Source organism: Shigella dysenteriae, assembly GCF_022354085.1.
In the GTDB taxonomy this organism is placed as follows: Bacteria; Pseudomonadota; Gammaproteobacteria; order Enterobacterales; family Enterobacteriaceae; genus Escherichia; species Escherichia coli.
The window spans coordinates 2,244,613-2,269,208 of the sequence record NZ_CP055055.1 but is presented as its reverse complement, the minus strand read 5'-3'; the positions used below and the strand labels follow the sequence as shown (position 1 = coordinate 2,269,208).

16 protein-coding genes are annotated in these 24,596 nt (G+C 48.3%); 1 reads left to right on the top strand and 15 read right to left on the bottom strand.

What is annotated here, in order from left to right; translation table 11 throughout:
* Nucleotides 1–97: 97 nt before the first annotated feature.
* The 5 genes from HUZ68_RS10865 to hrpA all read right to left on the bottom strand — a co-directional run bounded on the left by HUZ68_RS10865 (nt 98) and on the right by hrpA (nt 5,835).
* Nucleotides 98–475 (bottom strand): hypothetical protein, encoded by a 378-nt coding sequence (locus HUZ68_RS10865; RefSeq protein ID WP_000344422.1) that lies wholly within the window; start codon nt 473–475, stop codon nt 98–100.
* Nucleotides 476–600: 125 nt separating this feature from the next.
* A complete protein-coding gene (locus HUZ68_RS10860) occupies nt 601–1,032 on the bottom strand; it encodes a hypothetical protein (RefSeq protein ID WP_001102899.1) in 432 nt (143 codons plus the stop codon).
* Entirely contained in the window at nt 1,019–1,357 is a 339-nt protein-coding gene (locus tag HUZ68_RS10855; RefSeq protein ID WP_000799861.1) for a hypothetical protein, read from the bottom strand. The genes HUZ68_RS10860 and HUZ68_RS10855 overlap by 14 nt, the downstream gene beginning before the upstream one ends.
* Before the next feature lie 4 nt (nt 1,358–1,361).
* A complete protein-coding gene (locus HUZ68_RS10850) occupies nt 1,362–1,787 on the bottom strand; it encodes a hypothetical protein (protein WP_000086435.1) in 426 nt (141 codons plus the stop codon).
* A 145-nt stretch (nt 1,788–1,932) separates the two neighbouring features.
* Nucleotides 1,933–5,835 carry an ATP-dependent RNA helicase HrpA gene (gene hrpA, locus HUZ68_RS10845; protein WP_239594186.1) on the bottom strand — a complete coding sequence of 1,301 codons (3,903 nt, stop codon included), beginning with the start codon at nt 5,833–5,835 and terminating at the stop codon, nt 1,933–1,935.
* 200 nt (nt 5,836–6,035) lie between these two features.
* Here hrpA and azoR point away from each other — a divergent pair, with 200 nt between their 5' ends.
* Entirely contained in the window at nt 6,036–6,641 is a 606-nt protein-coding gene (gene azoR, locus HUZ68_RS10840; RefSeq protein ID WP_000048948.1) for an FMN-dependent NADH-azoreductase, read from the top strand.
* A gap of 53 nt (nt 6,642–6,694) precedes the next feature.
* On the opposite strand, the gene HUZ68_RS10835 is transcribed toward azoR, so the two are convergent.
* From HUZ68_RS10835 to HUZ68_RS10790, 10 genes are all read right to left on the bottom strand, one after another.
* Nucleotides 6,695–8,011, bottom strand: a complete 1,317-nt coding sequence (locus HUZ68_RS10835) for a phosphatase PAP2/dual specificity phosphatase family protein (protein ID WP_000627353.1) — start codon at nt 8,009–8,011, stop codon at nt 6,695–6,697.
* The gene (locus HUZ68_RS10830; RefSeq protein WP_000431832.1) at nt 8,001–9,758 is read right to left on the bottom strand and encodes a bifunctional alpha/beta hydrolase/class I SAM-dependent methyltransferase; all 1,758 of its coding nucleotides are present in this window, start codon (nt 9,756–9,758) and stop codon (nt 8,001–8,003) included. Before HUZ68_RS10830 ends, HUZ68_RS10835 begins: the two co-directional genes overlap by 11 nt.
* A gap of 15 nt (nt 9,759–9,773) precedes the next feature.
* Nucleotides 9,774–10,670, bottom strand: coding sequence for a phosphatidate cytidylyltransferase (locus tag HUZ68_RS10825; protein WP_072686564.1), 897 nt, complete (start codon nt 10,668–10,670; stop codon nt 9,774–9,776).
* Nucleotides 10,670–11,275, bottom strand: a complete 606-nt coding sequence (locus HUZ68_RS10820; protein ID WP_000177502.1) for a CDP-alcohol phosphatidyltransferase family protein — start codon at nt 11,273–11,275, stop codon at nt 10,670–10,672. Before HUZ68_RS10820 ends, HUZ68_RS10825 begins: the two co-directional genes overlap by 1 nt.
* Nucleotides 11,276–11,444: 169 nt before the next feature.
* Nucleotides 11,445–13,751 carry a DUF2773 domain-containing bactofilin gene (locus HUZ68_RS10815; RefSeq protein ID WP_033814795.1) on the bottom strand — a complete coding sequence of 769 codons (2,307 nt, stop codon included), beginning with the start codon at nt 13,749–13,751 and terminating at the stop codon, nt 11,445–11,447.
* Between the two features lie 63 nt (nt 13,752–13,814).
* On the bottom strand, nt 13,815–14,675 hold the full coding sequence (gene pdxI / locus HUZ68_RS10810; protein ID WP_000097811.1) for a pyridoxine 4-dehydrogenase: 861 nt from the start codon (nt 14,673–14,675) through the stop codon (nt 13,815–13,817).
* A gap of 219 nt (nt 14,676–14,894) precedes the next feature.
* Entirely contained in the window at nt 14,895–20,849 is a 5,955-nt protein-coding gene (locus tag HUZ68_RS10805) for a BigA/YdbA N-terminal beta-barrel domain-containing protein (RefSeq protein WP_239594185.1), read from the bottom strand.
* Between the two features lie 407 nt (nt 20,850–21,256).
* Nucleotides 21,257–21,580, bottom strand: a complete 324-nt coding sequence (locus HUZ68_RS10800; protein ID WP_000831637.1) for a YdbL family probable chaperone protein — start codon at nt 21,578–21,580, stop codon at nt 21,257–21,259.
* A gap of 7 nt (nt 21,581–21,587) precedes the next feature.
* Nucleotides 21,588–21,773, bottom strand: coding sequence for a YnbE family lipoprotein (locus tag HUZ68_RS10795; RefSeq protein WP_000706310.1), 186 nt, complete (start codon nt 21,771–21,773; stop codon nt 21,588–21,590).
* The gene (locus HUZ68_RS10790; RefSeq protein ID WP_239594184.1) at nt 21,770–24,409 is read right to left on the bottom strand and encodes a YdbH family protein; all 2,640 of its coding nucleotides are present in this window, start codon (nt 24,407–24,409) and stop codon (nt 21,770–21,772) included. Before HUZ68_RS10790 ends, HUZ68_RS10795 begins: the two co-directional genes overlap by 4 nt.
* Nucleotides 24,410–24,596 lie beyond the last annotated feature (187 nt).

The following is a 24,596-nucleotide window of genomic DNA, read 5'->3' as shown; positions in this document are numbered from 1 at the left end:
CCTTAAGAATACTGCGTGAGATAATAGTGAGAAGCGGAGCACTCTGAAAGGAGGATAATGCTTTTTCTATCTCGCCATCGCGAACCAGACACTGGTTTTAGTCGTACACTATTTGCGGAGAAACTGTTGATAAAACATCAATAACATCATTTGACGTGGCAATAACATAATGTTCAATCATTTTATTTTTATGAATTTCACAACTTTGCATAGTAAACCATGTAAGATAAGTGGAATTGGCTACTATATAGATCCCCGTTTGGTTAATTCCCTGCTTTCCTGACATACCTAACAAATCACCTTCGTCAGTAACACGAAATGAGTGTATCCAGTCAAATGATATCTTAACTTCTGACTTGATCGCCGGGCATATCAGGGTAAGTTCAAGCCTGGCATTCTTATAGCTTAAACCTGACAGATCGGCGTGTTTAAAAGACAACGAAGTCGGCGTGTTATTTATAAAACGTTCATCCATGTTAACATCCTTAATATATGAGACTGTACTCAATTTAACCTTCTACAAAAATGGTGCGAGTACTGTTTAAGTACCATGTATAATCGATGACCGTTGCTGAATTTTAAAATCATCTTGTCCACTCATTAACCATTTTTCATGGGAAACATCTGCAATACATTCATTAATGCGAAATACAATTTCCCCTCAGGCACCCATATTCTAATCTTATCATCCCCTAATATGATAAATTGCAATTGACGTTTGAAATCTAAAGTTTTATTTTCAGGTAATTCAGTTTGTATTTTTTTCTTGATATCATCAAGGTAGATGTGATGACAATGTTCATCAAACACACTCATCACTTCCAGACCGTTTACAGATGTCCATCTTTGTTCACTTTCCCAATAAACAAGAACCGGTTTGCGACAGGTATATCTGCCTAAAAAGCGCTGAATGTGTTCTTCCTGATTCTCGTAAAATATTGCCTCTGCATTCGAGATTTGCCGACGCATTCGCCAGCGGATTTTTTCTTCATAAAAAGACAAGTTGTCGAATTTGACATTACGCACATTCATTGTCAATAACTCGCATGGTTTTAAATGTAAAACTTAAAAAACCGCCAAACAAATGAAGTGAAATTTTATACTTCTTTGCCTTATAAACAATTGTCGCATCTTTGATATTACCTGCATTTTGGTTATCTATAAGTTCAGCAATATCCATAACCTGCGATAAATGTTCCACTCCTGTAAACTCGAACCTTTTTCGTTCCCTTCCGGCTGTAAATTCATCAACATAAAGCTCCGCCGTCAATATAAAATTATACTCGGTGTGGTGACATTCCATTCTGGTTTCTACTAAAACACCATCATGCCAGATAATATTTTCTACATTTTTCATGCTATTAACTATTCTCAGGTAAGTAACCATTAGAGTTTCTAAACTGGTTCGATGACGCAGATACTCTCGTTAACAAACAATCTAGCTCAAATGTGCATTGCGTAATTATGATATTATTATTCTTTTTAATAAGTTCACGCAAAACACTTTTTTGAGTTTCAGTAAATTCAATAACATTTATTGAGCGTACAAAATCGCTAATGGTCTGTTGGCGTAGAAATTTTTTCTGTGACATGATGTAAAAAATAAACTTAAATTCGTCGTCACCGACGTTAAGTTTAATCGGATAAATTATTGATAAAATATACAGCGCGCGTCGGTAATTTTCCTCTGGAAGTTTTTCATAGAAAGATATTAAAGCCTGACCAACGCGATCACCCTCTATTATCCGTTCAAATTGCGACCTCAGTAAAATATCATGTCTACTCATTGCAATACGTCCTGTTCGCCCAGGGCGAAGTATGAATGAAACTTATGTAAAATAGTACCGCCCTTGCTATATTTCAGAATTCATAAAGAAAAAACCCGGCGCTAAATGCTTACCGGGTTTTATATTTATCAGGCAAATAGCAGCGTTAACCGCTAATCTGCTCCATCGCCTGCAAAATACGCTTATCAGAAATCGGATAAGGCGTACCAAGTTGTTGAGCGAAGTAACTAACGCGCAGCTCTTCTATCATCCAGCGGATCTCTTTCACGTCTTCATCCTCACGACGTGCAGGCGGCAGTTTGTTGATCCATTGCTGCCACGCCTGCTGGACGTTTTCGACTTTCAGCATCTGAGCACGGTCGCGATGTGGGTCAACCCCCAGTTTTTCCAGTCGTTTTTCAATCGCCTGCAAATAACGCAGCGTGTCGCCCAGCCGTTTGAAGCCGTTACCAGTCACAAAACCGCGATACACCAACCCGCCCATCTGCGCTTTAATGTCAGAAAGCCCCAGCGCCATGGTCATATCCACCCGCCCTTTCAGGCGTTTGTTGATATTGAACACTGCCGTAAGGATTTGCTCGACCTGCTTCGCAATATCCACCACCGTGTCGTTCAGTTCGGCACGCACTTTTTCATGCAGCGCAGCAAAGCCTTCTTCCGTCCAGACCGGGCCACCATTGGCGTCGATCAGTTGATCCACACCGCAGGAGATACAGTCGTCTATCAGCTCCAGCACTTTGCCATACGGGTTAAAGTACAGCCCCAGCTTGGCTTTGTTTGGCAACTTCTCATGCAAATATTTGATTGGCGACGGAATATTCAGCAGCAGTAAACGGCGAAGACCGTTCCACATTGCCTGTTTTTGCTCCAGCGGGTTATCAAACAGTTTGATCGCCACACTGTCGCGCTCATCCACCAGCGCCGGCCACGCCTTCACTTTGTAGTTACCACGCTTCTGTTCGTAGCTTTCCGGCAACTGACCAAAACTCCAGATATGTAAGCCGCTCTGCTCGATACCGTCATCCGCCACCGCAGACAGCGTTTCCTGCACTTTGCCTTTCAGCGCATCTTTCAGATCTTGTAGCGAGCGCCCTTCTTTTAGCTTCTTGTTTTTGTCATCCACCACGCGGAAGGTGATTTTCAGGTGATCGGGCACCTGATCCCAGTGCCAGTCTTCGCGGTCAACGGTAACGCCGGTCATCCGCCGTAACTCGCGCTCAAGGCTGTCGAGCAACGGTAACTCCAATGGTGTTACGCGGCCTAAAAACGCTTCGGCGTAGTTTGGCGCGGGCACAAAATTACGGCGTACCGGTTTCGGCAACGATTTAATCAGAGCAATCACCAGTTCGCGGCGCAGACCAGGGATCTGCCATTCAAACCCGCTTTCCTCAACCTGGTTAAGTAACGGCAGCGGAATATGTACGGTCACACCGTCCGCGTCCGCGCCTGGCTCAAACTGATAGCTCAAACGCAGCTTGAGATTGCCCTGATGCCAGAAGTTCGGATAATCCAGCTTGCTGATTTTTTCCGCCCCTTCTTTGATCAACATGCTCTTTTCAAAGTTGAGCAAATCAGGCGTTTCGCGGCTGACTTTTTTCCACCAGCTATCGAAGTGACGAGCGGAGATTACATCGTGGCTGATGCGCTGGTCGTAGAACTCAAACAGCGTTTCGTCATCAACCAGAATATCGCGGCGACGTGATTTGTGTTCCAGCTCTTCCACTTCCGCCCACAGTTTCAGGTTTTCACGGAAGAATGCGTGACGCGTCTGCCAGTCACCTTCCACCAGCGCGTGGCGAATAAAGAGTTCACGACATAACGCCGGATCGATCTGGCTGTAGTTGACCTTGCGCGCAGCAACAATCGGCAAACCATAAACAGTGACTTTTTCCGTTGCCATCACCGCGCCCTGCGCCCGTTCCCAGTGCGGTTCGCTGTAGGTGCGTTTAATCAAATGCTGAGCGACGGGCTCCACCCATTCCGGGTCGATACGCGCAGCAATGCGGCCCCACAGGCGGCTGGTTTCTACCAGTTCCGCCACCATTACCCATTTCGGCGGCTTTTTGAATAAACCAGAACCGGGGAAGATGGAGAAACGCGCGTTACGTGCGCCGGTATATTCTTGTTTATCGGCATCTTTCATGCCGATATGGGAAAGCAACCCCGTCAGCAACGCAATGTGAATTTCGCGATATTCCGCCGGTTCGCTGTTCACCGGAATGCCGAGTTCTTTCACCACCTGGCGCAACTGGGTGTAGATATCCTGCCATTCGCGCACGCGCAGATAGTTGAGATAATCGGTACGACACAGGCGACGGAAGGCGTTGGAAGAAAGCGCCTTTTGCTGCTCGCCAAGATAATTCCACAGATTTACAAACGCGAGGAAATCGGACTCTTTGTCGTGGAAGCGACGATGTTTTTCGTCCGATGCCTGCTGTTTGTCCATCGGACGCTCGCGCGGATCCTGAATGGAGAGCGCGGACGTGATAATCATCGCCTCACGCACGCAGCCGTGTTTCTGCGCTTCAAGCACCATACGCGCAAGTCGAGGATCGACCGGCAGTTGCGAAAGCTGACGCCCGAGCGGCGTCAGTTTATAGGCGCTGGCCTGTTCATCCGTGGTGATTGCACCCAACTCTTCGAGCAGACGCACACCATCCTGGATATTGCGTTTATCCGGTGCTTCGACAAACGGGAACGCAGCGATATCGCCCAGCCCCAGCGCGGTCATCTGCAAAATAACCGAGGCCAGGTTGGTACGCAGAATTTCCGGGTCGGTAAACTCCGGGCGCGAGAGGAAATCGTCTTCGGAATAGAGACGAATACAGATCCCTTCGGACACACGACCACAACGGCCTTTACGCTGATTGGCAGACGCCTGCGAAATCGGCTCAATCGGTAAACGCTGCACTTTGGTGCGATAGCTGTAGCGGCTGATACGCGCTGTACCGGGGTCGATAACGTATTTAATCCCCGGTACGGTCAGCGAGGTTTCCGCGACGTTGGTCGCCAGCACAATGCGCCGTCCGCTATGCGACTGGAACACCCTATTCTGTTCGCTGTTCGAAAGCCGCGCATAAAGCGGAAGAATTTCCGTATGGCGTAAGTTCAGTTTGTTCAGTGCATCAGCGGTATCGCGGATTTCCCGCTCGCCGCTCATAAAGATCAGAATGTCGCCAGGGCTTTCCTGACTCAGTTCGTCTACGGCGTCAAAAATCGCCTGCAATTGATCGCGCTCGGTGTCATCGGCTTCTTCAACAATCGGGCGATAGCGCACTTCCACCGGATAGGTCCGACCGGAGACTTCGATAATCGGCGCATTATTAAAGTGGCGCGAAAAGCGTTCCGGGTCGATAGTCGCGGAAGTGATAATGATTTTTAGGTCAGGACGCCGCGGCAGCAACTCTTTCAAATAGCCGAGCAGAAAATCGATATTCAGGCTACGTTCGTGCGCTTCATCGATAATGATGGTGTCGTACTGCATCAGCAGGCGGTCTTGCTGGATCTCCGCCAGCAGGATACCGTCGGTCATCAGCTTGACCATCGTGTTATCACTTACGTGATCGCTGAAACGCACTTTGTAACCGATGCAACCGCCCGGCTCCGTTTTCAGCTCTTCCGCAATACGGTTCGCCACCGTTCGTGCCGCCAGGCGACGCGGCTGGGTATGACCGATCAGCCCTTTAATACCGCGCCCCAGCTCCATACAGATTTTCGGTAGCTGAGTCGTTTTACCGGAACCGGTTTCCCCGGCGACGATCACCACCTGGTGATCACGAATCGCTTCGAGAATGTCCTGTTTTTTCTGACTAACCGGCAAATTGTCCGGGTAAGTAATTTCCGGTCGTGCCGCTTCACGCAGCAGGACTTTCCCTGCCGCCTGGTCAATCTCTTTCGCCATCTCCTGGAAAATGGCCTGTTGTGCATCAGGATTTTTAACCTTCTTCACACCATGCAGACGGCGAGAAAAACGCAGTCTGTCACGCAGCATCAGCGAATCCAGCCGCTGCTGCAAGGCTGTAAAGGTCAATTTTTGTTGTTCTGTCATAACGTTAGAGGGCAGTAGGCTGCCTGATTAATTTTCTTTTAAATGATAGATATAGAGTACCACATCGCGGCTTTCTATGCGTTGTTCAATAAATTCGAACATAGGCTTCGATTTATTGCGCTATCTCTGTGGCAGGATTGTGAATAAAGTGTCAGCAAGCAACGGGGCATCGCCCATTCAAACATCTATAAGGAAACACCATGAGCAAGGTATTAGTTCTTAAATCCAGCATCCTGGCAGGGTACTCTCAGTCTAATCAGTTGTCCGATTATTTTGTTGAACAATGGCGCGAAAAGCACTCCGCTGATGAAATCACCGTTCGCGACCTGGCTGCAAATCCGATTCCGGTACTGGATGGCGAACTGGTTGGTGCGCTGCGTCCGAGCGATGCGCCGCTGACTCCGCGTCAGCAGGAAGCTCTGGCACTTTCCGATGAGCTGATTGCCGAGCTGAAAGCCCATGACGTTATCGTTATTGCGGCACCGATGTATAACTTCAACATCTCGACTCAGCTGAAAAACTATTTTGACCTGGTTGCACGTGCAGGCGTTACTTTCCGCTATACCGAGAATGGTCCGGAAGGTCTGGTAACGGGTAAAAAAGCCATCGTTATTACCAGCCGCGGCGGGATCCATAAAGATGGACCAACGGACCTGGTGACGCCGTATCTGTCCACGTTCCTGGGCTTTATCGGCATTACTGATGTGAAATTTGTCTTCGCCGAAGGGATCGCATACGGTCCGGAAATGGCAGCGAAAGCGCAGTCTGACGCGAAAGCAGCCATCGACAGCATTGTTGCTGCATAACCGGACACGGTCTTGATGTGGACTGTAGATATTCAGTCCACATCTCAATCCACTTACCTGTTTTCCCATAATTTCAACATCGCTTTGTGCTCTTCCTTAAGCACAATATGCGAGCGTCTGGCTCGAATAAAGCTAATCGCTTCATCAACTGTTTTACAGTGTCCGTAACATAACAGCCATGCCGCCACTACCAGCGCACTGCGCGATAATCCCAATGCGCAATGGACCAGAACGCTGCCTTGCTCTTCGCGTAATGTTTCCAGCATCGCCACGGCCTGTCGGAGCTCCCCCTCTTCCGGAACCACCAGATCCAACATCGGTACACAGAAATAGAGTCGATCTTTTGTCGCTCGTCCGCGAGGGAATTCAAAGGTGACGTCCAGAACCGCATTCTGTGCCGGAATATGTCGTGGAAACGCCCCTAAATAAACACCAGCAGTCATTTTGCTCACCGGCTCCAGGCGACGACAAAACCAACGCATAGATAGCCACATCCCGATACGCCAGGGCAATGTCAGCCAGTAAACGGCGGGCGGGAGTTTCCCCTGACTATCTTTCCCTGTTGTTATCGCGCCAAGCCCACCGTACCCACGGCCAATAATGAGTAGCGATAATACTGGCCAACATAACCAGACTGACCACCATAACTGAACCATCATCATTAGCTCCATCAACACAATGCACGCGCACGCACCTACGACATATGGCAGTGCTATTTTGATTCGACGTTGATCAGGTTTCTGATAATTCCAACGACGGTCGACGGGTACCATCCAGTCAATCAACATACCTACCGCCAGCCCTGTGATGACATCAATAAAATGATGCTGCCAGGTTGTCAGCGTCGAAATGGCGATGAGTAAAAACCATCCGCCGCAGACTTTACGCCAACTCACAGCCAGATGCTGACGAAAGTGACGCCAAAGTAGCCAGCAGAGAATAATATGCAGCGAAGGAGACTGGTTATAGGGCAGATCAAACAGTTCAAGTTGCGAAAATAGCCATCCTGTCACCCCACTCACTTCAGGACGGATAAAACTAAACTTCAGCGGGTAGAGAAAAAAACCGCAGCAGGCCATTACCGTTGCCAGAATAAGCCGGTGGACAAGTCGGCGTTGTTCGAATGTCGAGCTACAAACGAACAGCGAAAATCCATATAAAAGATCCAGACTCCAGTAAGGAACAATAGTCCAGGGAAGAAAAGGGATCGCCGTTTCCCAACCGAATACCTGACTGGGGATATCATGGCTGTTAAGGTCCTGAACCGCGGTGAACTGATTAAGAGATCCATAGGTGAAGAAGAAAAACGGGGCCAGCAACAATAACCAGCCAGCGCCTTGTAGCAATACGTTCCGACGTTCAGTTATCACGACGCACCGCCATCGAAACCGTAAAAATACCCCACTCATCAATCCGTTGTGTGCATTTATCAAATCCGGCATCACGCACGAGTGAATCCATCTCCCCTTGCGAACGCACGCGCATTACCCACGGTTTACCATCTTTATGACTGGTTAACACCCCGGCAATCAGCTCCAGTTGTGGGTGCCACGGCTGCCCGGTGTAGAGGAGAATGCCGCCCGGTTCGATGGCATTGGCAAGACCTGCGAGTGAGTTTTTTACCTGCTCATTTTCGGGAAAAAGCTCATACAGGCCAGAGACAATCGCCAGCGTAGGCCGCGGAGTTAACGCGCTGAGTTCCTCCGGGTTAAACGCATCGCCCTGTTCAAAACGCACCCGCCCAGACATTCCCCGTTGAGCAATCATCTCTTGCCCCTGTGCAACATTTAACTCGCTGTAATCACGTAACAAAATATCGCTTACGGCAGGCTCGTTTGCCAGCGCATCCAGTACATAGCGCCCATGCCCTGCGGCAATGTCAACCACGCGGACGGCTAAACCTTTGGCGTGGAGATCGGCAACGGCTTGTTTAATCAGTATTTGTAAATGGGTTTTGCGCTGGCGAATACCGCGCCAGCCAACACTGTTCAGGTAGATTTTGTCGATTAAGCGCCCGAATGCGTTACTACCTTGCGGTTGATTTTGATAGACATAATCCAGCGAACTGCCTGAATCAAAGCCGGTGCTCATTCCGAGATGCAGGCCCGCAGAGTGCGCCCCGAACAATTTCATCGCTTTACGCATAAAGCGATACGCCAAATCAACCGGCGATAATGGCACGGGTCCACCTGAAAGGAGCCGCCAGCGATCCGCTGATGGTCCAGTGCGGTCTTCATGCTGATAATCAAATTTTTGTGACTTGTTAGCATATAAACGACTAATAAAGCTTTGCATTTTTTCAAATGCCAGCGCCCTGTTCTCTTCACCCAACGTGTCGTGATAAAAGCCTGGCAGCAGATGCAGCTCTTTGAGAGGGCTACGTAAACGCTGATAAAAATCGATCTGCGGTTGGCGATGCACCACATAGTCATCGCCTGATATCAGAAGTTGCGTGGGGAGCGTAATCGCCGCCGCATCGCTAACAATACGTTCAGACGTTTTATAGAGATCGAGCAAGATATTGACGGCAATCGCCCGTGTGATCAGCGGATCATTATTGAAACTCGCCACCCGTTGCCGATCGTGGGTCAAATAGCGTCCTTTCACATAGGAATTAATAAAAAACAGACCACGCAGACGATGCCATAACGCCAGCGCAGGACGTGCCAGCGGCACATACAATTTAACCTTAAAGGCCGGAGAAGCCAGCAGCAGCCCGCGAATTGCAGGCGCATAATCATGAACCCATGTGGCAACCAGCACTGCGCCGACGCTCTGCGCGATCACTACCACCTCTTCCAGCCCGACCTGGCTGTCGCTGGCAGCAAAACGGACAAACTCATCGACATCCCGCACTGAACGCGCAAGAGATGGGCTATAACCACGGGGCCCCGAAGTTTGTCCATGCCCTCGGGCATCCCATGCATAAAAAGCAGTATCTGGCATCGCCAGTTCATCAACGATATGTTGTAGACGACCAGAATGTTCATGACCGCGATGAAATAAGACGATGACCTTTTTCGCCCCTGGCTGTAAAGCGGGCCAGTGCCGATAAAACAACGCTGTATTATCACTGGTGGTAAAAAAATGTTCCCCAGGGATGCGTGAATTTTCCATTTTCTCTATTTTCCTTCAGTAACAGCAGTAGCGAATAAAATAAAAAAATACCGGAGCGGTGAAAATTAATGAGTCAATCCTGTCAAGGAGTCCGCCATGTCCTGGTAATAGTTTTCCGCTATCTTTAACACCCACATCTCGTTTGACGGCTGACATCACTACATCGCCGCAAAAACCACTAATACCAATTAACAAACCCGCTAATAATGCCTGTAATGTATTTAGCGGTGTCAGCAACGGTCCAATAATCAGTGACGCAATCATGGTGGTGATTACGCCCCCCACCAGACCTTCCAGCGTTTTTCCCGGGCTGACTTTGGGGACCACTTTTCTTCTGCCGCAGGATTTCCCCCATAAATACTGTGCAATATCGTTTGACTCTGTTATCGCCAAAAGAAATAACACCAGTAACGCCCCGCCCTGGGTATTTGTGGTTGGCAACATTAATAACCAGGCGGCATGACTCAAGGCGAAAACGGTCATTATCCAGCCCCAAAAAATGGCGCTCACGGTATGCAGAAAACCGGAGGTATCACCTACTAAAACTCGCCAGGTGGTTAATATCAGAAACCCAGCCAAAGGTATAAATAACAGAAACAGCTCAAAGCAATTAAAACCGATAAGCAAATAGTTAAGAGGAATAACCCAATATAACCAACGCGGAAAATGTACGGATATAAGCGTACAATATTCTTTCAATGCCAGAAAACTTATCAGCGCAAAAAACGTCAACGTCATCCAGCGTGGACCTGAAATCACCAGTGAAAAACAAATGACGATACCCCACCAGGTACGAATACGTAATGTAACTTCATCCTCTTTTCTCTCCGGTAACCGCCATACCCGAAAACGGTTTATCAGCGTTGCTAAAATTAACAACGCGAAAAGTGTTGCCAGAGATTTTTCCAACATTATCTTTCAGCACTCATCAGGAGCACACTCCGACAACGATTAATCGCAGTCCAGATAAGCAGAATTGAAGCAATGCCCCATAAAAGATTATTCCATTGCATCCACTGTGGATAAATGGCAACGGCCAGCCCCCACAACCCAAATATTAACGCACGATCGCTTTTGCCGAATGGACCGGCATAACTGCGAATACCGTTAATCGTCTGCGCGAGTAAACCGCAAAACTCAGTCAATATGGTGAAAAATAACATGAGTATTACGAGTGATGCGTTACTTTCTGGTAAAAATAAAAACGGTAAATAGAGCGCAATATCGGAAATAACATCGCCAGTTTCATTCAAAATCGCCCCCAGACGTGTTTGCAGATTGCACTCACGCGCCAACATGCCATCCAGCGCATTGAGTGCCATACGGATAAAAAGCACGATGGGCAATAGCAAAAAGAGGATGGGTTGTGCGACCAACATCAACAGCAATCCGGTAATAAGAGAAAGCGCCAGTGCAGCAAGAGTGATGTGATTCGCTGTAACATGGTGCTTATAAAGCCAAAACATCGTCGGCCTTAACAGCGACTGAAAGAGCGGTTTTATCTGGTAGAGCGTCATTATCAATCCTTGATAATTCGGTTTGCGCTATGGTGCATCAATTCCCCTGACGGAGATATCGCAACACGACGCTTCATTAAAAATTCAGAATATATCAAGGTATTGGGGACTCACTGTCAGGAATGATTATCCCAATAAATCAAGTGGTTAAAAATTATTACGCTGTTATTCAATACAACTCATCAAGTTTTCTCATCGCTTGTTCCCGTATTGCGCGCGTCTTACCGTTAAGCGCCAGCTGGCGAACTAAATCCAGTTCAGGGTTAACAAGCTCTAACGCCAGCAAAGGATCACGTTTCAGCCTCGCCTTTAATACATCAACTGGAAAACGGGGATTATTCATCGCCACAATCCACCACTCGGGATCAATTTCTGCCGCCAGTACTGCAGGCGGTGTGTGGCGGTTGTTAAGTGCGCCGAACTTGAAAAATGTGAGATTGCTTTTCGCCAGTGTACTCCACCATATACGATCCGGTTGTTTTGCCAGTACATCCAGTTGTGCTAACGCATCGGGGTCTAGTGCATAATAAACACGTAACGCTTCGTTAACCTGCGCACGGGAACTGTTTTCCTGCCTCAGAAAAAACTTCGCCCAAATATCATTACGTGGCGTGTTTTGCTGTAATTCCTTGAGAACAACAGCGGGTAAATTATCCCAACTAATTAATGCACTCTCTAAAAAGTCCCAGTCGTCCGAACGTATCAGAGAGGTGGCATTTAATAGCATCTGGTCATCAACTTCACCGTAGCTGATAAGCTCAGACAAAATCATATCAGCGCTGGTTTCATATGCATCTGAATCTGCTTTGGGATTATTTTTCCGATGCGATAAAGCACGTTGCCAAATTTTTTGTTTCATCGACGTGCTCAGATACTGATTTTTCGCCAGATTACTCCACCCCTCAGGATCGTTGAAACGTGTCAATAACCGTTGTAAAGCAGCGTCAGAGTGAATTATCTGCATATCCCGACAGCAAAAATAGGCAGGGGATTTTTTCTCCATCCTTTTAACAAAATTAAACTGTAAGTTATCTGGCAACGCTAAAAATAACGCACCTATTAGATCATCGTCATTCTCGAATTTTTGGTATAAATATACTGCTATTTTGTCACTCTCTTGTGGCGTCATCCGCAACAATTGACCATGGTGTTTCATCTCTGCCAGCTTTAACGCTAAGCTTGTGACAACATCGTTTGATGAATCGTTCGCCAACTGCATTGCCTGATTGTAGGTGAGTTGTCCTCCAGCACCGACCTGACGAATAGAGGAATCATCACTGCGGATATAGACATCAATAATGGATTCGGGCAATAACCACGCATCTTTATAAAGCTCCTGAATGATCATATCCCAATCTCTTTTCGCCAGAGTCATGACGATATCCAGAGGGAGATTTTCACGTAGCGCAAGATTCAACGGACCGACACCATCAGGTAGATGACTCATTCGCGTCATTATTTCGACAGAGAGCGGTTCACGGTCGAGCAACCCCAGAACAACAGGCTGGTAACCCAATTGCTGATCGGTCAACTCCAGAATCTCATTGTCAGGCATATATCTCGCCATACTTGCAATCGTTTGTCCATCATTGCTATTAATAAGTTGTTTGCGTAGGTTAGCTGAAATTCCTTTAAGCCTTGGGAGAGTTCGCATTATGGCAAGATCAAATGTCGCAATATCTCGTCCTTCAAATGCAGCAACGTTGCCTTCATCCAGCATTTGCAATTCCTGCACTAACTCAGGAGAAGGCTTAGGGCGAAACAGCGCTTCTTTTTTCATCTGATTACAGACATTCCCTGCCATGCGAATATTGCTTCGCTTAAAAATTTCTTTCAGAGCATCTTCATCATTTATTAGACCCCAATAATATGCATCAGGATTTATTATCTTCAGCGCTTTTTTGACATTTTCAGTGTCATTTTTGTCACTCGCACGGACCATGAATTCACTATTTGTCGAAGACGCAACAACAGGTGCAATTATGTCATTGATAAATATCCCACGCGCATTAATACTCCCCTTAATCGTAGACGGATTATCGTAATATGAGTCGATAAATACCAGTCCACTTGCATTTATCGAACCGGTAATTAACAGTGGTGAATCCGTAACTATATTCGTTGCCGTCACGTTACCGAGAATAACCCATGGATTAGAAAGAGAGAAAGTGGAAATATTACCTTTGACTGTCAAATTGCCAAGAACAATCAATTTTTGATTACTCTCTATATTACCTTCTACCACTAAATCGCCACGATGCACTTTCCAGTCCGATGCAGATAAACCGAAGGGGACAAGATTCACGCTACTGTTGATAGCTTGTTCAACTTGTTGTTTATCTTCAGCGGTAGCCGCAGAAAAAAAAGGTTCAATATCAACTGCATTTGCAACGCATCGAAGTTCCGCCTGTACTGGAAGACTCAGCATAAACAGGGGAAGTAAACCTATCCAGCTGCAAATCCTGGGCTTAAACATATGCACTCCATGCCATTAAAAAAGAAACAAAAGGGAAATGCATCTTTCCCTTTTGTATATTCGTTATTCTCGCGAAATACCATCCAACGTAGACAACACTTCCTCAGAAAGATGCAATTTTTCAGCAGCCATATTCTCCCGTAAATGCGCAACAGAAGACGTCCCTGGGATCAGCAAAATATTCGGTGAACGTTGTAACAGCCACGCCAGCGCCACCTGCATTGGTGTTGCACCCAAGCTCGCAGCAACATCGGAAAGCGTGGAAGATTGCAGCGGCGTAAAGCCCCCGAGCGGAAAGAACGGCACGTAGGCAATGCCGTCACGAGCCAAAGCTTCAATCATTGCGTCATCAGCACGATGAGCAATGTTGTATTCGTTCTGCACACAGACGATTTCGGCAATCTTGCGCGCCTCTGCAACCTGCGTCGGTGTGACGTTGCTTAGGCCAATATGTTTTACCAGGCCTTGTTGTTGCATCTCTGCCAGCACGGTCAGGCTGGCTTCAATCGATCCTTCCGCCGGGCCATGACCATCCCCCATCATCACGCGCAGGTTAACCACATCCAGTACGTCCAGGCCGAGATTACGTAGATTATCGTGCACCGCTTTTTGCAGCTCTGCCGGAGAAAATGCGGGCAACCAGGATGCGTCCTCTCCACGCCGCGCACCAATTTTAGTGACAATTGTCAGATCGTCAGAGTAAGGATAAAGCGCTTCGCGGATAATCTGATTGGTGACGTGCGGACCATAAAAGTCGCTGGTATCAATGTGATTGACGCCCAATGCCAGCGCCTCGCGCAGCACGGTAATAGCGACATGGCGATCTCTGGGGGGGCCGAAAACCCCAGGACCTGCCAGTTGCATCGCGCCATAACCAAGACGGTTAACGGATTTTGTACCGAGAGTAAATGTATTGCTGCTCATCGCACCCTGCCCTGTAATAAAACGGATTAAGAAAAATCAGTATAGAAACGAAAAGAGATAAATAATGCGAAGGCGTAAACAAGATTTCTGGATGAGTAGCACTATTGTACTGAAAGACACCAAAACATTAGACAGCAAAAGATAAGTCAAGCGTCGCATCCGGCAATAAAAAACCGCAACCTGTATCAGCGTTGCGGTTTGTGTATCACATGCTAAAAATTAGAACGTTTTCTTAAAGTTCAGCATCACGCCTTTGTCGCTGATGCCGTCCTCTTTCCAGTGATACGCATCCAGATTCAGCGAACTTTCTTTGCTACTGTACTTCACGCCGACGCTCGCCAGGCTGTTGATACCGCCGCCCTTCTGACCGTCATCGACGTTAAAGTGCTGGCTGCCTGCCCCTGCAAGGCTTGCCGTGCGCTGGCTCTTCGCGTAGCTCAGGTTCGGCCCGCCTTCCAGCGTAGCGCTAGCGCTCCAGCCGTCTTTACCTGCGTAATCCAGTTTCAACCCGACGATGCTGTCCACCGCCGTTTCGCTGCCACTGTTCATATTCAGGTTAAAGTCTCCGGCATTGCGCTCCTGATAGCCACCTTCCAGTGTGTGACGCAGTTTTACACCCGCATATGGCGTAACCTTCAGTCCTTCGCTCGGTTCGAAAGTCTTCGCCCCTTCGCTGCGGAACTCCAGGTACTGCTGCTTCACGTCGGTATCAGCCGTTTTGTTTGTGTTGCTAAATGCAATCGAACGGCTACTGTCAAGGTTGTGAACGTCATAACGCAATGCGTTATTCCAGTTCATGCCGTTGTCGAAGGACATCTGATGTTTCAGGCCAAAGAACTGGCTATAACCACCTGTGACGCCATTATCACCCGCTTTCTGCGCACCATCACCATCGAGACGAGCGATACCGTACTCCAGACTCATCGTCTGGCTTTCGCTCAGGTCGATGGTTTTACGCAATGCCAGCATGTCGTATTCGGTATTATTACCTAACTCGGCACGTGGATCGCCTTTCGCAACAACGTTGAACGCCAGACCGTTACCCACCTTCGGCGCGGCATCCGCCAGCATGCTGAAGCGGTTGCTTAACACACGCGCTTCACGGAATACCGTGGTCGCCTGGCTACCGCTCACCTGCTTCAGGGCGCTATTCAGTTCAGCAGTGGTGCCCACGTTCAGGCTGGTATACAGCTCGTTATTGGTGTAACCCGCATCCAGTGCCTTCGCCACATCGTTCACCGAAGCATCGGTCGCCACATCGGTGTAGGCGTTTTTGCTCATGATGACGTCAACGTTGCCGCTGGCATCGGTGCTGCCTTTGGCGGTCCATACCACGGACGTTGAGGTGATGGCATCGGCGTCGGTCAGGTTGATGCCTTCCACCACGTTGTCGAAACTGACCGTGGTGTCTGCCGTACCGGCGGCGAACCCGGTGTTGATCCCGACACCATTCATGCTGGCGTTGTTGACCTTCAGTTTACCGGCGCTGCCATCAACGTTGGTACCGACGATATAGCCGTTAAGATTGTTACTGCTGCCATCGCTACTACCGCTATCAGTCGTTTCACTGAAAGGTGAAGTGGTGTAAGAGCTTGGCATGTCCGGCAACGTGTAGTCGGTGTAATGCACTTCGGTATTGTTACCGCTGTTGCCGTTCACCCCTTCCACATTCACGCTGTCGCCCTGCTTAATCAACCCCGAACCGGTCACGCCATCGGCAATCACCACCGTACCATTGTTAACGATATGGCCTTGTGTTCCCAATACACTGAATGCAAACGAATCGTTAGCATAGATATTAATCGTGCCATTGTTCTCAATCACCGCGTCTGCGGTAGCGTTGGCATCCAGTTGCATACCAGTCAACCCGGTATCGGTGGTGCCTTCGGTGCCGAGATTGATAACACCGTTGTTAACCAGTTGTGCGTTTTTATCGCCTTCCATCGCCACGGCATTGTTGCCGCTGATGTTCATTACGCCATCGTTCAGCGCAACATAGTTGCTGTGGGTGAACTTAACCGCGCTGGCGTTATCTTTATCGAAGTTGATGACCCCGCCATCCTGGTTCCACAAGAAGGCATCGCTTTCTGTCGCACCGGCAGTACTTACCGCCACGGTGACTTTCGCATCCACCACGCCCTTATTAATAAACTGGCTGGCGCCATCGTCGTAGTGAATAGCGCCCGCACCTAATGCGGCATCCAGCGTCATTTCACCGGTGTTATATAACGTGGCGTTAGCATTGCTGCCCTGGAAGCGAATGGCGTTTTTGCTGTTATCAAGGATGAGTTTGCCGCTGTTGTTGAACGTTGACTTATCGTCAATATCCAGCGTCCCGGCATTGTTGTTTTCATCCTGATAACCCATTTTCCAGGTACCCGCGTTATTCACTACCGCAGAGTTATAGAGAATCGCGCCTTTACGCGCCTCGCCGCCTGCAAGGTTATTGAATACCGCATCGCCCTGAGCGTTAACGCGCGCCGACGCAATACCGCTGTTATTCACCGTACCATCGTTAAGCTGTAAGGTTGACAGGGAACCGGTGTTATTAATTACCGCGTTGCTGTTTTTCTCAATTTTGACGACGTCATTAAGCGTGCCGTTGTTATTAAAGGTTCCCCCTTCCAGAGTCACCGTGTTCAACACACCCTCATTGGTTAACGCACCGCCTGCATTCACGACGATGGCCGAATTGATTGCTCCGCTTTCCTCGTTAACCAGCGTGCCGTTTTCGAGTATCCTGATCGTTCCATTTTTAACGGTACCCGCACTGGTGACATCCCCGTTGATAATCGCACCTGACGATAATAATACGGTCTCACCCGCAGAGCTTAATACATCGCCATCATCATACAAATCGGCGATATAATTATCCGTCGGATTATACTCATCAGCCCCCTGGCAAACACCAAAGGTACAAATGGTGCCATAGTTGATAATAAGTCCAGTGCCATCGTTATAGAATGCCTGACCATTTTCCGCGTTGATGTTAATTACGCCTGTCTGGTCATTAATGGCGGTGCCTTCGTGATAAACCGCCATGCCAACGAGTTTATTCACACCGAGGGAATCGTTGTAATTTTCATTTTTCTCCAAGTTGATCGTACCCTGGTTAATGACCGTATTGGTATTACCATACGCCGCCATCCCCGCACCCGCGTTGTAGACGGTAATTACGCCTGTTTCGTGGTTGGTAGCCGTGGCTTTGGTTAATGCCCCATTATAAGCATCGGTACCCGAGGCCATTCCCACACCGAAATCTTTCGCTGTGCTATTGGCGATATTATTACGCAGCGATGTCTCATCATTTTCATCGACCCACAGCGTATCCAGGGTGATTTGCCCTTCGTTATCCGCGGTTGATTTATCGATGACTAACATCCCCACGCTACCACGGCCATACATATCAATAATGCCCGTTTCGCCGTTCAGAATGGATGACGAGTAGCTGCCAAGCATACCTGTCAGCCCTAATGCTTTGTTATTGAAAGAGGTACCATCAGACAAGTTCCACTCTGCCGGATAATTCAGCACACTGTGCTGATTCATCATTTTGGTGGTCAAGGTGCCATTGTTAACGCCAATACCCCCATATTCAACGTCAACGACTTTTGGCGCCGGGTCGGTACCAAAATCGTACATCGCCAGGCCAATGGATCCGTTATTGATGACCGTTGAATCTTTATTCCAGGCAGCCGCAAAACCGATATTTTTCAGTTCCACTTCACCGTTGTTTGTCGCCTTCGCACCAGAATCAATACTAATGGTGGATAACGCTACGCGATAATAATAGGTGAAGGAATCCACATCGCTCATATCAAACGTTGCGTCAGCGCCAATCTCCAGCTCCGCGCCATTACTCAGTTGAATGAGATTTTCGAAACCCAGCGGGAACTCACCGCTGATGGTTGACTCACCATTGAGGTAGACTGAGGAATGCCCATCAACGCTGATAAGCGGTGTATCTCCGATACCACGACGAGATGCGGCAGGTTTTGAGCCATCATCCATGACATTTTTTTCACCGACAAAATGGACACCGCCATTAAGCGTGAAGGTATTGTCATCGCCAGCAATAACAATACCCGCAATGTGCTCCTGAGCACCGTCGTAACTTGCATAGGAACGCGTAGTGGTTTCGCTATCAGCAACAACGGTTAACTGACCATCCAGCGTGACGTCATTGTTATTACCGCTGATATTTACGCCGGTTGAGGGATTAAAGAAGTAAGGTTGCGCATTATCGGCTTTCTGATCTTTATCAACCAGAATGCTGCCTGCGATTTCAATCGTATTGCCATCACCCGAAACATTAACACCCGTCGCTTTTTGCCCTGTCACATTCAGCTCATAAGTCGCCAGCGTCATGTTGTTATTATTGCCAGAGACATCAAGACCGGTGGAGAAATCCCCAACGTCTAACCCACCCGCGAGTGAAATATTAGCTTTATCCCCAGCAACGCTGACACCGGTTCCGGCATTGGTCGCGGAAATATCACCAACGTTAACAAATGTCGCATTATCACCGTCGATCTGAATGCCAATGGCATTTTCACCCGCTGCGGCCTGACCAACATTGAGGTCGCCCATGTTGATCACGCTGACGCCATCACCATCAAGCAGCATGCCAATAGAGTTATCTTCGATGACCGTAATATTACCTTTGTTGCTAACGAACGTATCATTGCCGTCAACGTCAATACCGTGCGCATCACCGCTTACGTATAAGTCGCCTTCCTGTTTGATGGTGGCACCGTCACCGACAATTTTCGAGCCAGTGGAATTCTCACCGTCAACGCTCATGGTACCTTGATTATCGACCCGCGCATTATCGCCATTGATAAGGCTACCCGTACCACCATTGGTGATGGTCGAGTCGCCCGCAGTGTTCAGCGTAGCATTATCGCCATTGATGATTACTGCGGTACCGCCGTCAACTTCCGTCTCGCCGTTGTTATTGATAGTGATATCGTCACCAGTAAGGATACCAACGACCGAACCCTCGCCGATGGCGGTCGTTTTACCGTCGTTGTTGAGGGTGATGTTGTCACCCTCAACCGTCATGACAGTACCGCCATTCAGCGCCGTATTGCCGCCCTGATCGGTGATGATCGCATTACCAAAATCAATCGCAGTTCCGGTTGTGCCATCAACAACGACACCGGCCTCTTTAGTGATATGGATGAGCCCATCATCGTCGTAGCTCCAGGTGATGCCACCTGCCGTATTTACGCCATCAAAGATGACGGTGTTGCTGTCGTCATGGACTGTCCAGCCCTTGACTATCGTCGTCAGGCCATCAGGCGCGGTTAAGGTGTAACTCCCATCGGCATTTTGGCTGTAGGTAAAGGTGGTTTCGCGAATTTTGACGGTTTTCGCGTCCTGATCCCAGGTTACGTCATTTTTATAGACGACAGGATCGTGTTTAACCGGGGTATCGCCACCATCGTCTGGCGGAACAGGCGTATCACCGCCGTCGTCTGGAACTGGCGTATCACCGCCATCATCTGGTGGAACTGGCGTATCACCGCCATCATCTGGTGGAACAGGCGTATCACCGCCGTCATCTGGTGGAACCGGCGTATCACCGCCGTCATCTGGCGGAACTGGCGTATCACCGCCGTCATCTGGCGGAACTGGCGTATCACCGCCGTCATCTGGCGGAACCGGCGTATCATCGCCGTCATCTGGAGGAACTGGCGTATCACCGCCGTCATCTGGCGGAACTGGCGTATCACCGCCGTCATCTGGCGGAACCGGCCTATCACCGCCGTCGTCTGGCGGAACAGGCGTATCACCGCCGTCATCTGGCGGAACCGGCGTATCACCGCCGTCGTCTGGCGGAACAGGCGTATCACCGCCATCATCCGGAACTGGGGAGTTATTATGGTGGTGATTGTCATCGTCACTTAAGGTATATATAGCAATTCCCGTAGCTACTGCAGCAAGACCTGCAGCTGCCCATGGTAAAACTGCACTATCTTTATTTTCTCTGCACTCCGCGGATAAATTTTCTAGCTGCTCTTTGCTCAGGGAATGAATATTTGCCGGACATGTTATCTTACTGGACTTACGTGTTTTTTCGGTTGAGTCGGGTATTGAAGTATCCGCAGCCCATGTCTGGCTACTTAACGCCATGGCAACACAAACAGACAATAATTTTTTCCTTTGCATATAAAATTCCTTAGATCTAGACCGTGCGTAACAAGCCATGCAGAATTTGAAGATAAATCGTAGTAAATATTCATAGTGAAATAAGCAATAAAGAAATGCTTATATAATTCACAAAATCAATATTAAAATCAGGCAAGTAAAAGCATACAAAAAAACAGTTGATGGAATTATATTCCACAAAAAACTCACTTCAATCTAAAAATTAACGACAGAAAACAAAAACACACTAATAATTCATTGACGCTGTATATATATTTTGTGATTACATATATATTGGTAATGATTTGTTATTTAAGGGAAGGATATATAAGGTTTTTGTAGAAATACCCACGGTAATTAAGCATGCTAACGTCAGTTTAAATACTGTAAAAGATCATTAATAGATACATTTTGTAGCCAACTATAATTTATTTGCGCAACCATTTACCATTAACTCCCTGAACATATTGCCCCGACTTCGCGCGAGCAACAAGCTTTTGTCCAGCCAGTTTGGCTATCTCTTTAGTGGATACATTATTTTGCTTTGCCAGTTGTTGGTAACTATGGTTACGAGCTTCATTAATATCTTTTACTAATGCCTGTGTTTCGGCATCCGTTTGTAGCGCCACTAGGTAACCGTTAAGCGTTTCACCTACCCGCCCCTGACTTCTGGCTTCGTTCAGGGTTAAAGCAATTGCACTGTCGCTCATCAGGCCAATGGCCCATACAGCTATGAGTAATGTTCTTTTCATCATCACCTCAAAATAGATCGCTACGGGTTTTGAGCAGGTCTTCAACGTCCTTATCCGCTTTAATGATGATTTCATGCTCAATTTTAACGTTCATATTAATGGTGATTGGCTCTTTCGGCGCAGCCACTTCAATGCGAGGCGTGCAACCAACCAACATAAAAGAGGACGCAAACGCGGCTATCACTATTTTCATTGTTTTTCCTCACACTCTTTTCCTGATGGGCAGCCAGTTTCCGATAGCTGGGCATTCTGCTCCAGCCATACCTGGAGATTATCGCCAAAGCGTAAACTGCGCCATAACGTAAAAATATTCTCTTCATGGTGATAATTAAGGTTTACCGTACCGCTTTTACCATCGACGCGACTGGTGCCCGAAATGTTGGCCTGCATGGTTAACACACCGAGATTATCTAAATTAATCCTTGTTGATGAGCGACTGATTTCCATATAACGCAACCAGTTGATGGCAGTTCCAGCGGTCATATTGTCTTTGGCCACCGCATCTGCAGTGTCTTTATCCAAACGCAGCGTCATCGGCCCCGAGTTTGCCAACCAGCCATCTTTGACAATCCATTTTTCATTGTTCAGCCATAGTGGCAAGGCCCCACTGAATGCCCCAGACATAGCAAACTGTTTCGGATTAACCGCGCTAACCAGTTCGCTGGACGATAGATTATTCAGGCGTAGCAACGCTGGGTCGTGCTGCGGCATACGCAATTGTTTCATTAGTACGTTACCGCCCAAAACATCAACGCTAACATCGGTCAGTAGCAATGGTTCTTCTTCTGTCCACGGATAACGCCCTTGCAAATCAGCAGTGATATTTTTCGCTGTCACCAAATTAATGACTTCGGCAATACGCAAAGTAACAGGTCCGCGAGTCCCAAGATGCCAGGCACCATCGGCAAAACGGAACGGCAATACAAAATCGACGCCGTTGACCTGATTATCTGGCATCCAGGCACTACCGCCTTTCAACACGCCGTGCCCTCCCGCGCGGAATCCTTGTTCAGGCGCAGCAGAAAATGCAACCTGAGCATACAGTTCACCATCGCGTAAGTTCATCTTCCAGTCGGGTGGCACCAGCGGCTGGAATACAGTCAGTGATTGTTTAGGCCACCAGGCGTTACCGCGCAGACGAATACCGTCCCAGCGACCATTTACCCGAACCGGGCCAATCTCACCAGCATGTAAATCGCCTTTAAAGAGGAAATACGTCGGATCGCGCCCATCGACGCTAAATTTTAAGGTTGATGGCGGTAACACACTGCCGCCAGTGAACAGCGTTTGCCCGGCGTCCAGTGACAGCGCGCCGCTGAAGGAGGGATGCTGTGCGTCACGTACCCAGACGACGGGCTTGTCGAGAATTAATCGCGGCTTTTCTACCGTCATCGTACCGTATTGTAACTGGTCGAAACCGGTGGAGAGATCGGTCAGCGTAATCGTGCTGTCATGCCACTCACCTTTTCCTGCGACATCCCAGGTGGCATTCATCGGTGTAAAACTGCCTTTTCCCCAGTAGCGCCACTGCCAGCGGCCAGCGTCAGGGAGAAAATCATTCGCCAGCCCATCCATATGCAGCACGAAATCGCCCAGTTCATTTTCATGCGCCTGCAAAATGGCCTGCAAACGTCCGTCAACACCACGTTGGGTGACTTTTACACCCGCTAAAGGCCAGCGGATTTCATCGATGTCCAGCGAATCGATGACTCTTCCCTTTGAACGAAGTAACGCGCCTGGCTCAAAGGTCAGCGTTGGGTCAGACAGACTTCCACTTAGCTGCGCAGGTAAACGGGCATATAAAATGAGGTCCGCCTGTTTCGCTTCACCGGTCAGCTGCAGAGGCAGCTGGCTGTTATCCATGCTTAATTTTCCTGGGCCAAAATTAAGCACCGCGTTGCCCTTACCCGCTTGCCCCTGGGTCAGCACACTCAGTCGTCCGCTGACCAGAGCGTTCTCAAGCCCTGCCTGCCAGTTGTCGACTTTGACACCCAGTCGGCCACTCAAAGGAAAACCTGCATACGGCCAGCTCCAGCGACCATCGCTTACGGTCAATTGTTGACGAGTAATTTGCCACGGCAAATCGAGCAACGGATCGCCGTTATCCCGTGCCAGCACGATCAATTGCCCGCTATTTTCCTGCCAGTCCAGCTCGGCATCCACCAGTGACGGTTCCTGCGGCAAGTTTAACGTCGCAGTAGCATGACCACTTACAGGAAGTCCATCCGGCACGAGCGGCATAGTAAATTCCCCCACCAGTTTAACCGGCGGCTGATTTTCAAACGCGACGACATCCAGTTCGCTGACTGTAAGTTGTTGCCCTTTCAGCTGGCCTTGAAATTTAACTTTTTCGCCCTGATAACGCAGTTGCTGGATATCAGAGGTTAATGCGAGAGAGAGTTTTCCCTGCCATTCCTGCCAGGGAGAAAAAATCAGTTTATCGATATTGATCCAGGTGTTAGGCAGCATGGACTGCCACTGCGCGAGGGTTTTTGGAGCGGCTGGCGATTGCTCCGTCTGCGGCAATTTCGCCAGACAAGCAGAATCAAGTTCTACCGTGCCGACGTTCAATAACCAGCGGCTGGGATGTGAAAGGCTGGCGTTGGTGATATGCGCAAGCTGACAATCTCCCACCAGATAACGGAGATCGGGAATGATTAAACCTTTACGCGTAATGCGTGGGCTTTCATCTAATGCAATACGTGTCCCGAGCGGTAGCCAGATGCCCGCCAGCGTGGGAACCCACAGCCCGAGCGTCATCAGCAGCGTCAACGGCACAAGAATAATCAGTAATAACAGCGCGAGAACGGCTTTATATTTACCCAGCATGGGTAGTTAATATCCTGATTTAGCGAAAAATTAAGCATTCAATACGGGTATTGTGGCATGTTTAACCGTTCAGTTGAAGGTTGCGCCTACACTAAGCATAGTTGTTGATGAATTTTTCAATATCGCCATAGCTTTCAATTAAATTTGAAATTTTGTAAAATATTTTTAGTAGCTTAAATGTGATTCA

Bases quoted from the DNA above. Each gene is read 5' to 3' on its own strand.
- HUZ68_RS10865 (WP_000344422.1), bottom strand. From the start codon at position 475: ATGGATGAACGTTTTATAAATAACACGCCGACTTCGTTGTCTTTTAAA.
- HUZ68_RS10860 (WP_001102899.1), bottom strand. From the start codon at position 1,032: ATGAATGTGCGTAATGTCAAATTCGACAACTTGTCTTTTTATGAAGAA.
- HUZ68_RS10855 (WP_000799861.1), bottom strand. From the start codon at position 1,357: ATGAAAAATGTAGAAAATATTATCTGGCATGATGGTGTTTTAGTAGAA.
- HUZ68_RS10850 (WP_000086435.1), bottom strand. From the start codon at position 1,787: ATGAGTAGACATGATATTTTACTGAGGTCGCAATTTGAACGGATAATA.
- hrpA (WP_239594186.1), bottom strand. From the start codon at position 5,835: ATGACAGAACAACAAAAATTGACCTTTACAGCCTTGCAGCAGCGGCTG.
- azoR (WP_000048948.1), top strand. From the start codon at position 6,036: ATGAGCAAGGTATTAGTTCTTAAATCCAGCATCCTGGCAGGGTACTCT.
- HUZ68_RS10830 (WP_000431832.1), bottom strand. From the start codon at position 9,758: ATGGAAAATTCACGCATCCCTGGGGAACATTTTTTTACCACCAGTGAT.
- HUZ68_RS10825 (WP_072686564.1), bottom strand. From the start codon at position 10,670: ATGTTGGAAAAATCTCTGGCAACACTTTTCGCGTTGTTAATTTTAGCA.
- HUZ68_RS10820 (WP_000177502.1), bottom strand. From the start codon at position 11,275: ATGACGCTCTACCAGATAAAACCGCTCTTTCAGTCGCTGTTAAGGCCG.
- HUZ68_RS10815 (WP_033814795.1), bottom strand. From the start codon at position 13,751: ATGTTTAAGCCCAGGATTTGCAGCTGGATAGGTTTACTTCCCCTGTTT.
- pdxI (WP_000097811.1), bottom strand. From the start codon at position 14,675: ATGAGCAGCAATACATTTACTCTCGGTACAAAATCCGTTAACCGTCTT.
- HUZ68_RS10805 (WP_239594185.1), bottom strand. From the start codon at position 20,849: ATGCAAAGGAAAAAATTATTGTCTGTTTGTGTTGCCATGGCGTTAAGT.
- HUZ68_RS10800 (WP_000831637.1), bottom strand. From the start codon at position 21,580: ATGAAAAGAACATTACTCATAGCTGTATGGGCCATTGGCCTGATGAGC.
- HUZ68_RS10795 (WP_000706310.1), bottom strand. From the start codon at position 21,773: ATGAAAATAGTGATAGCCGCGTTTGCGTCCTCTTTTATGTTGGTTGGT.
- HUZ68_RS10790 (WP_239594184.1), bottom strand. From the start codon at position 24,409: ATGCTGGGTAAATATAAAGCCGTTCTCGCGCTGTTATTACTGATTATT.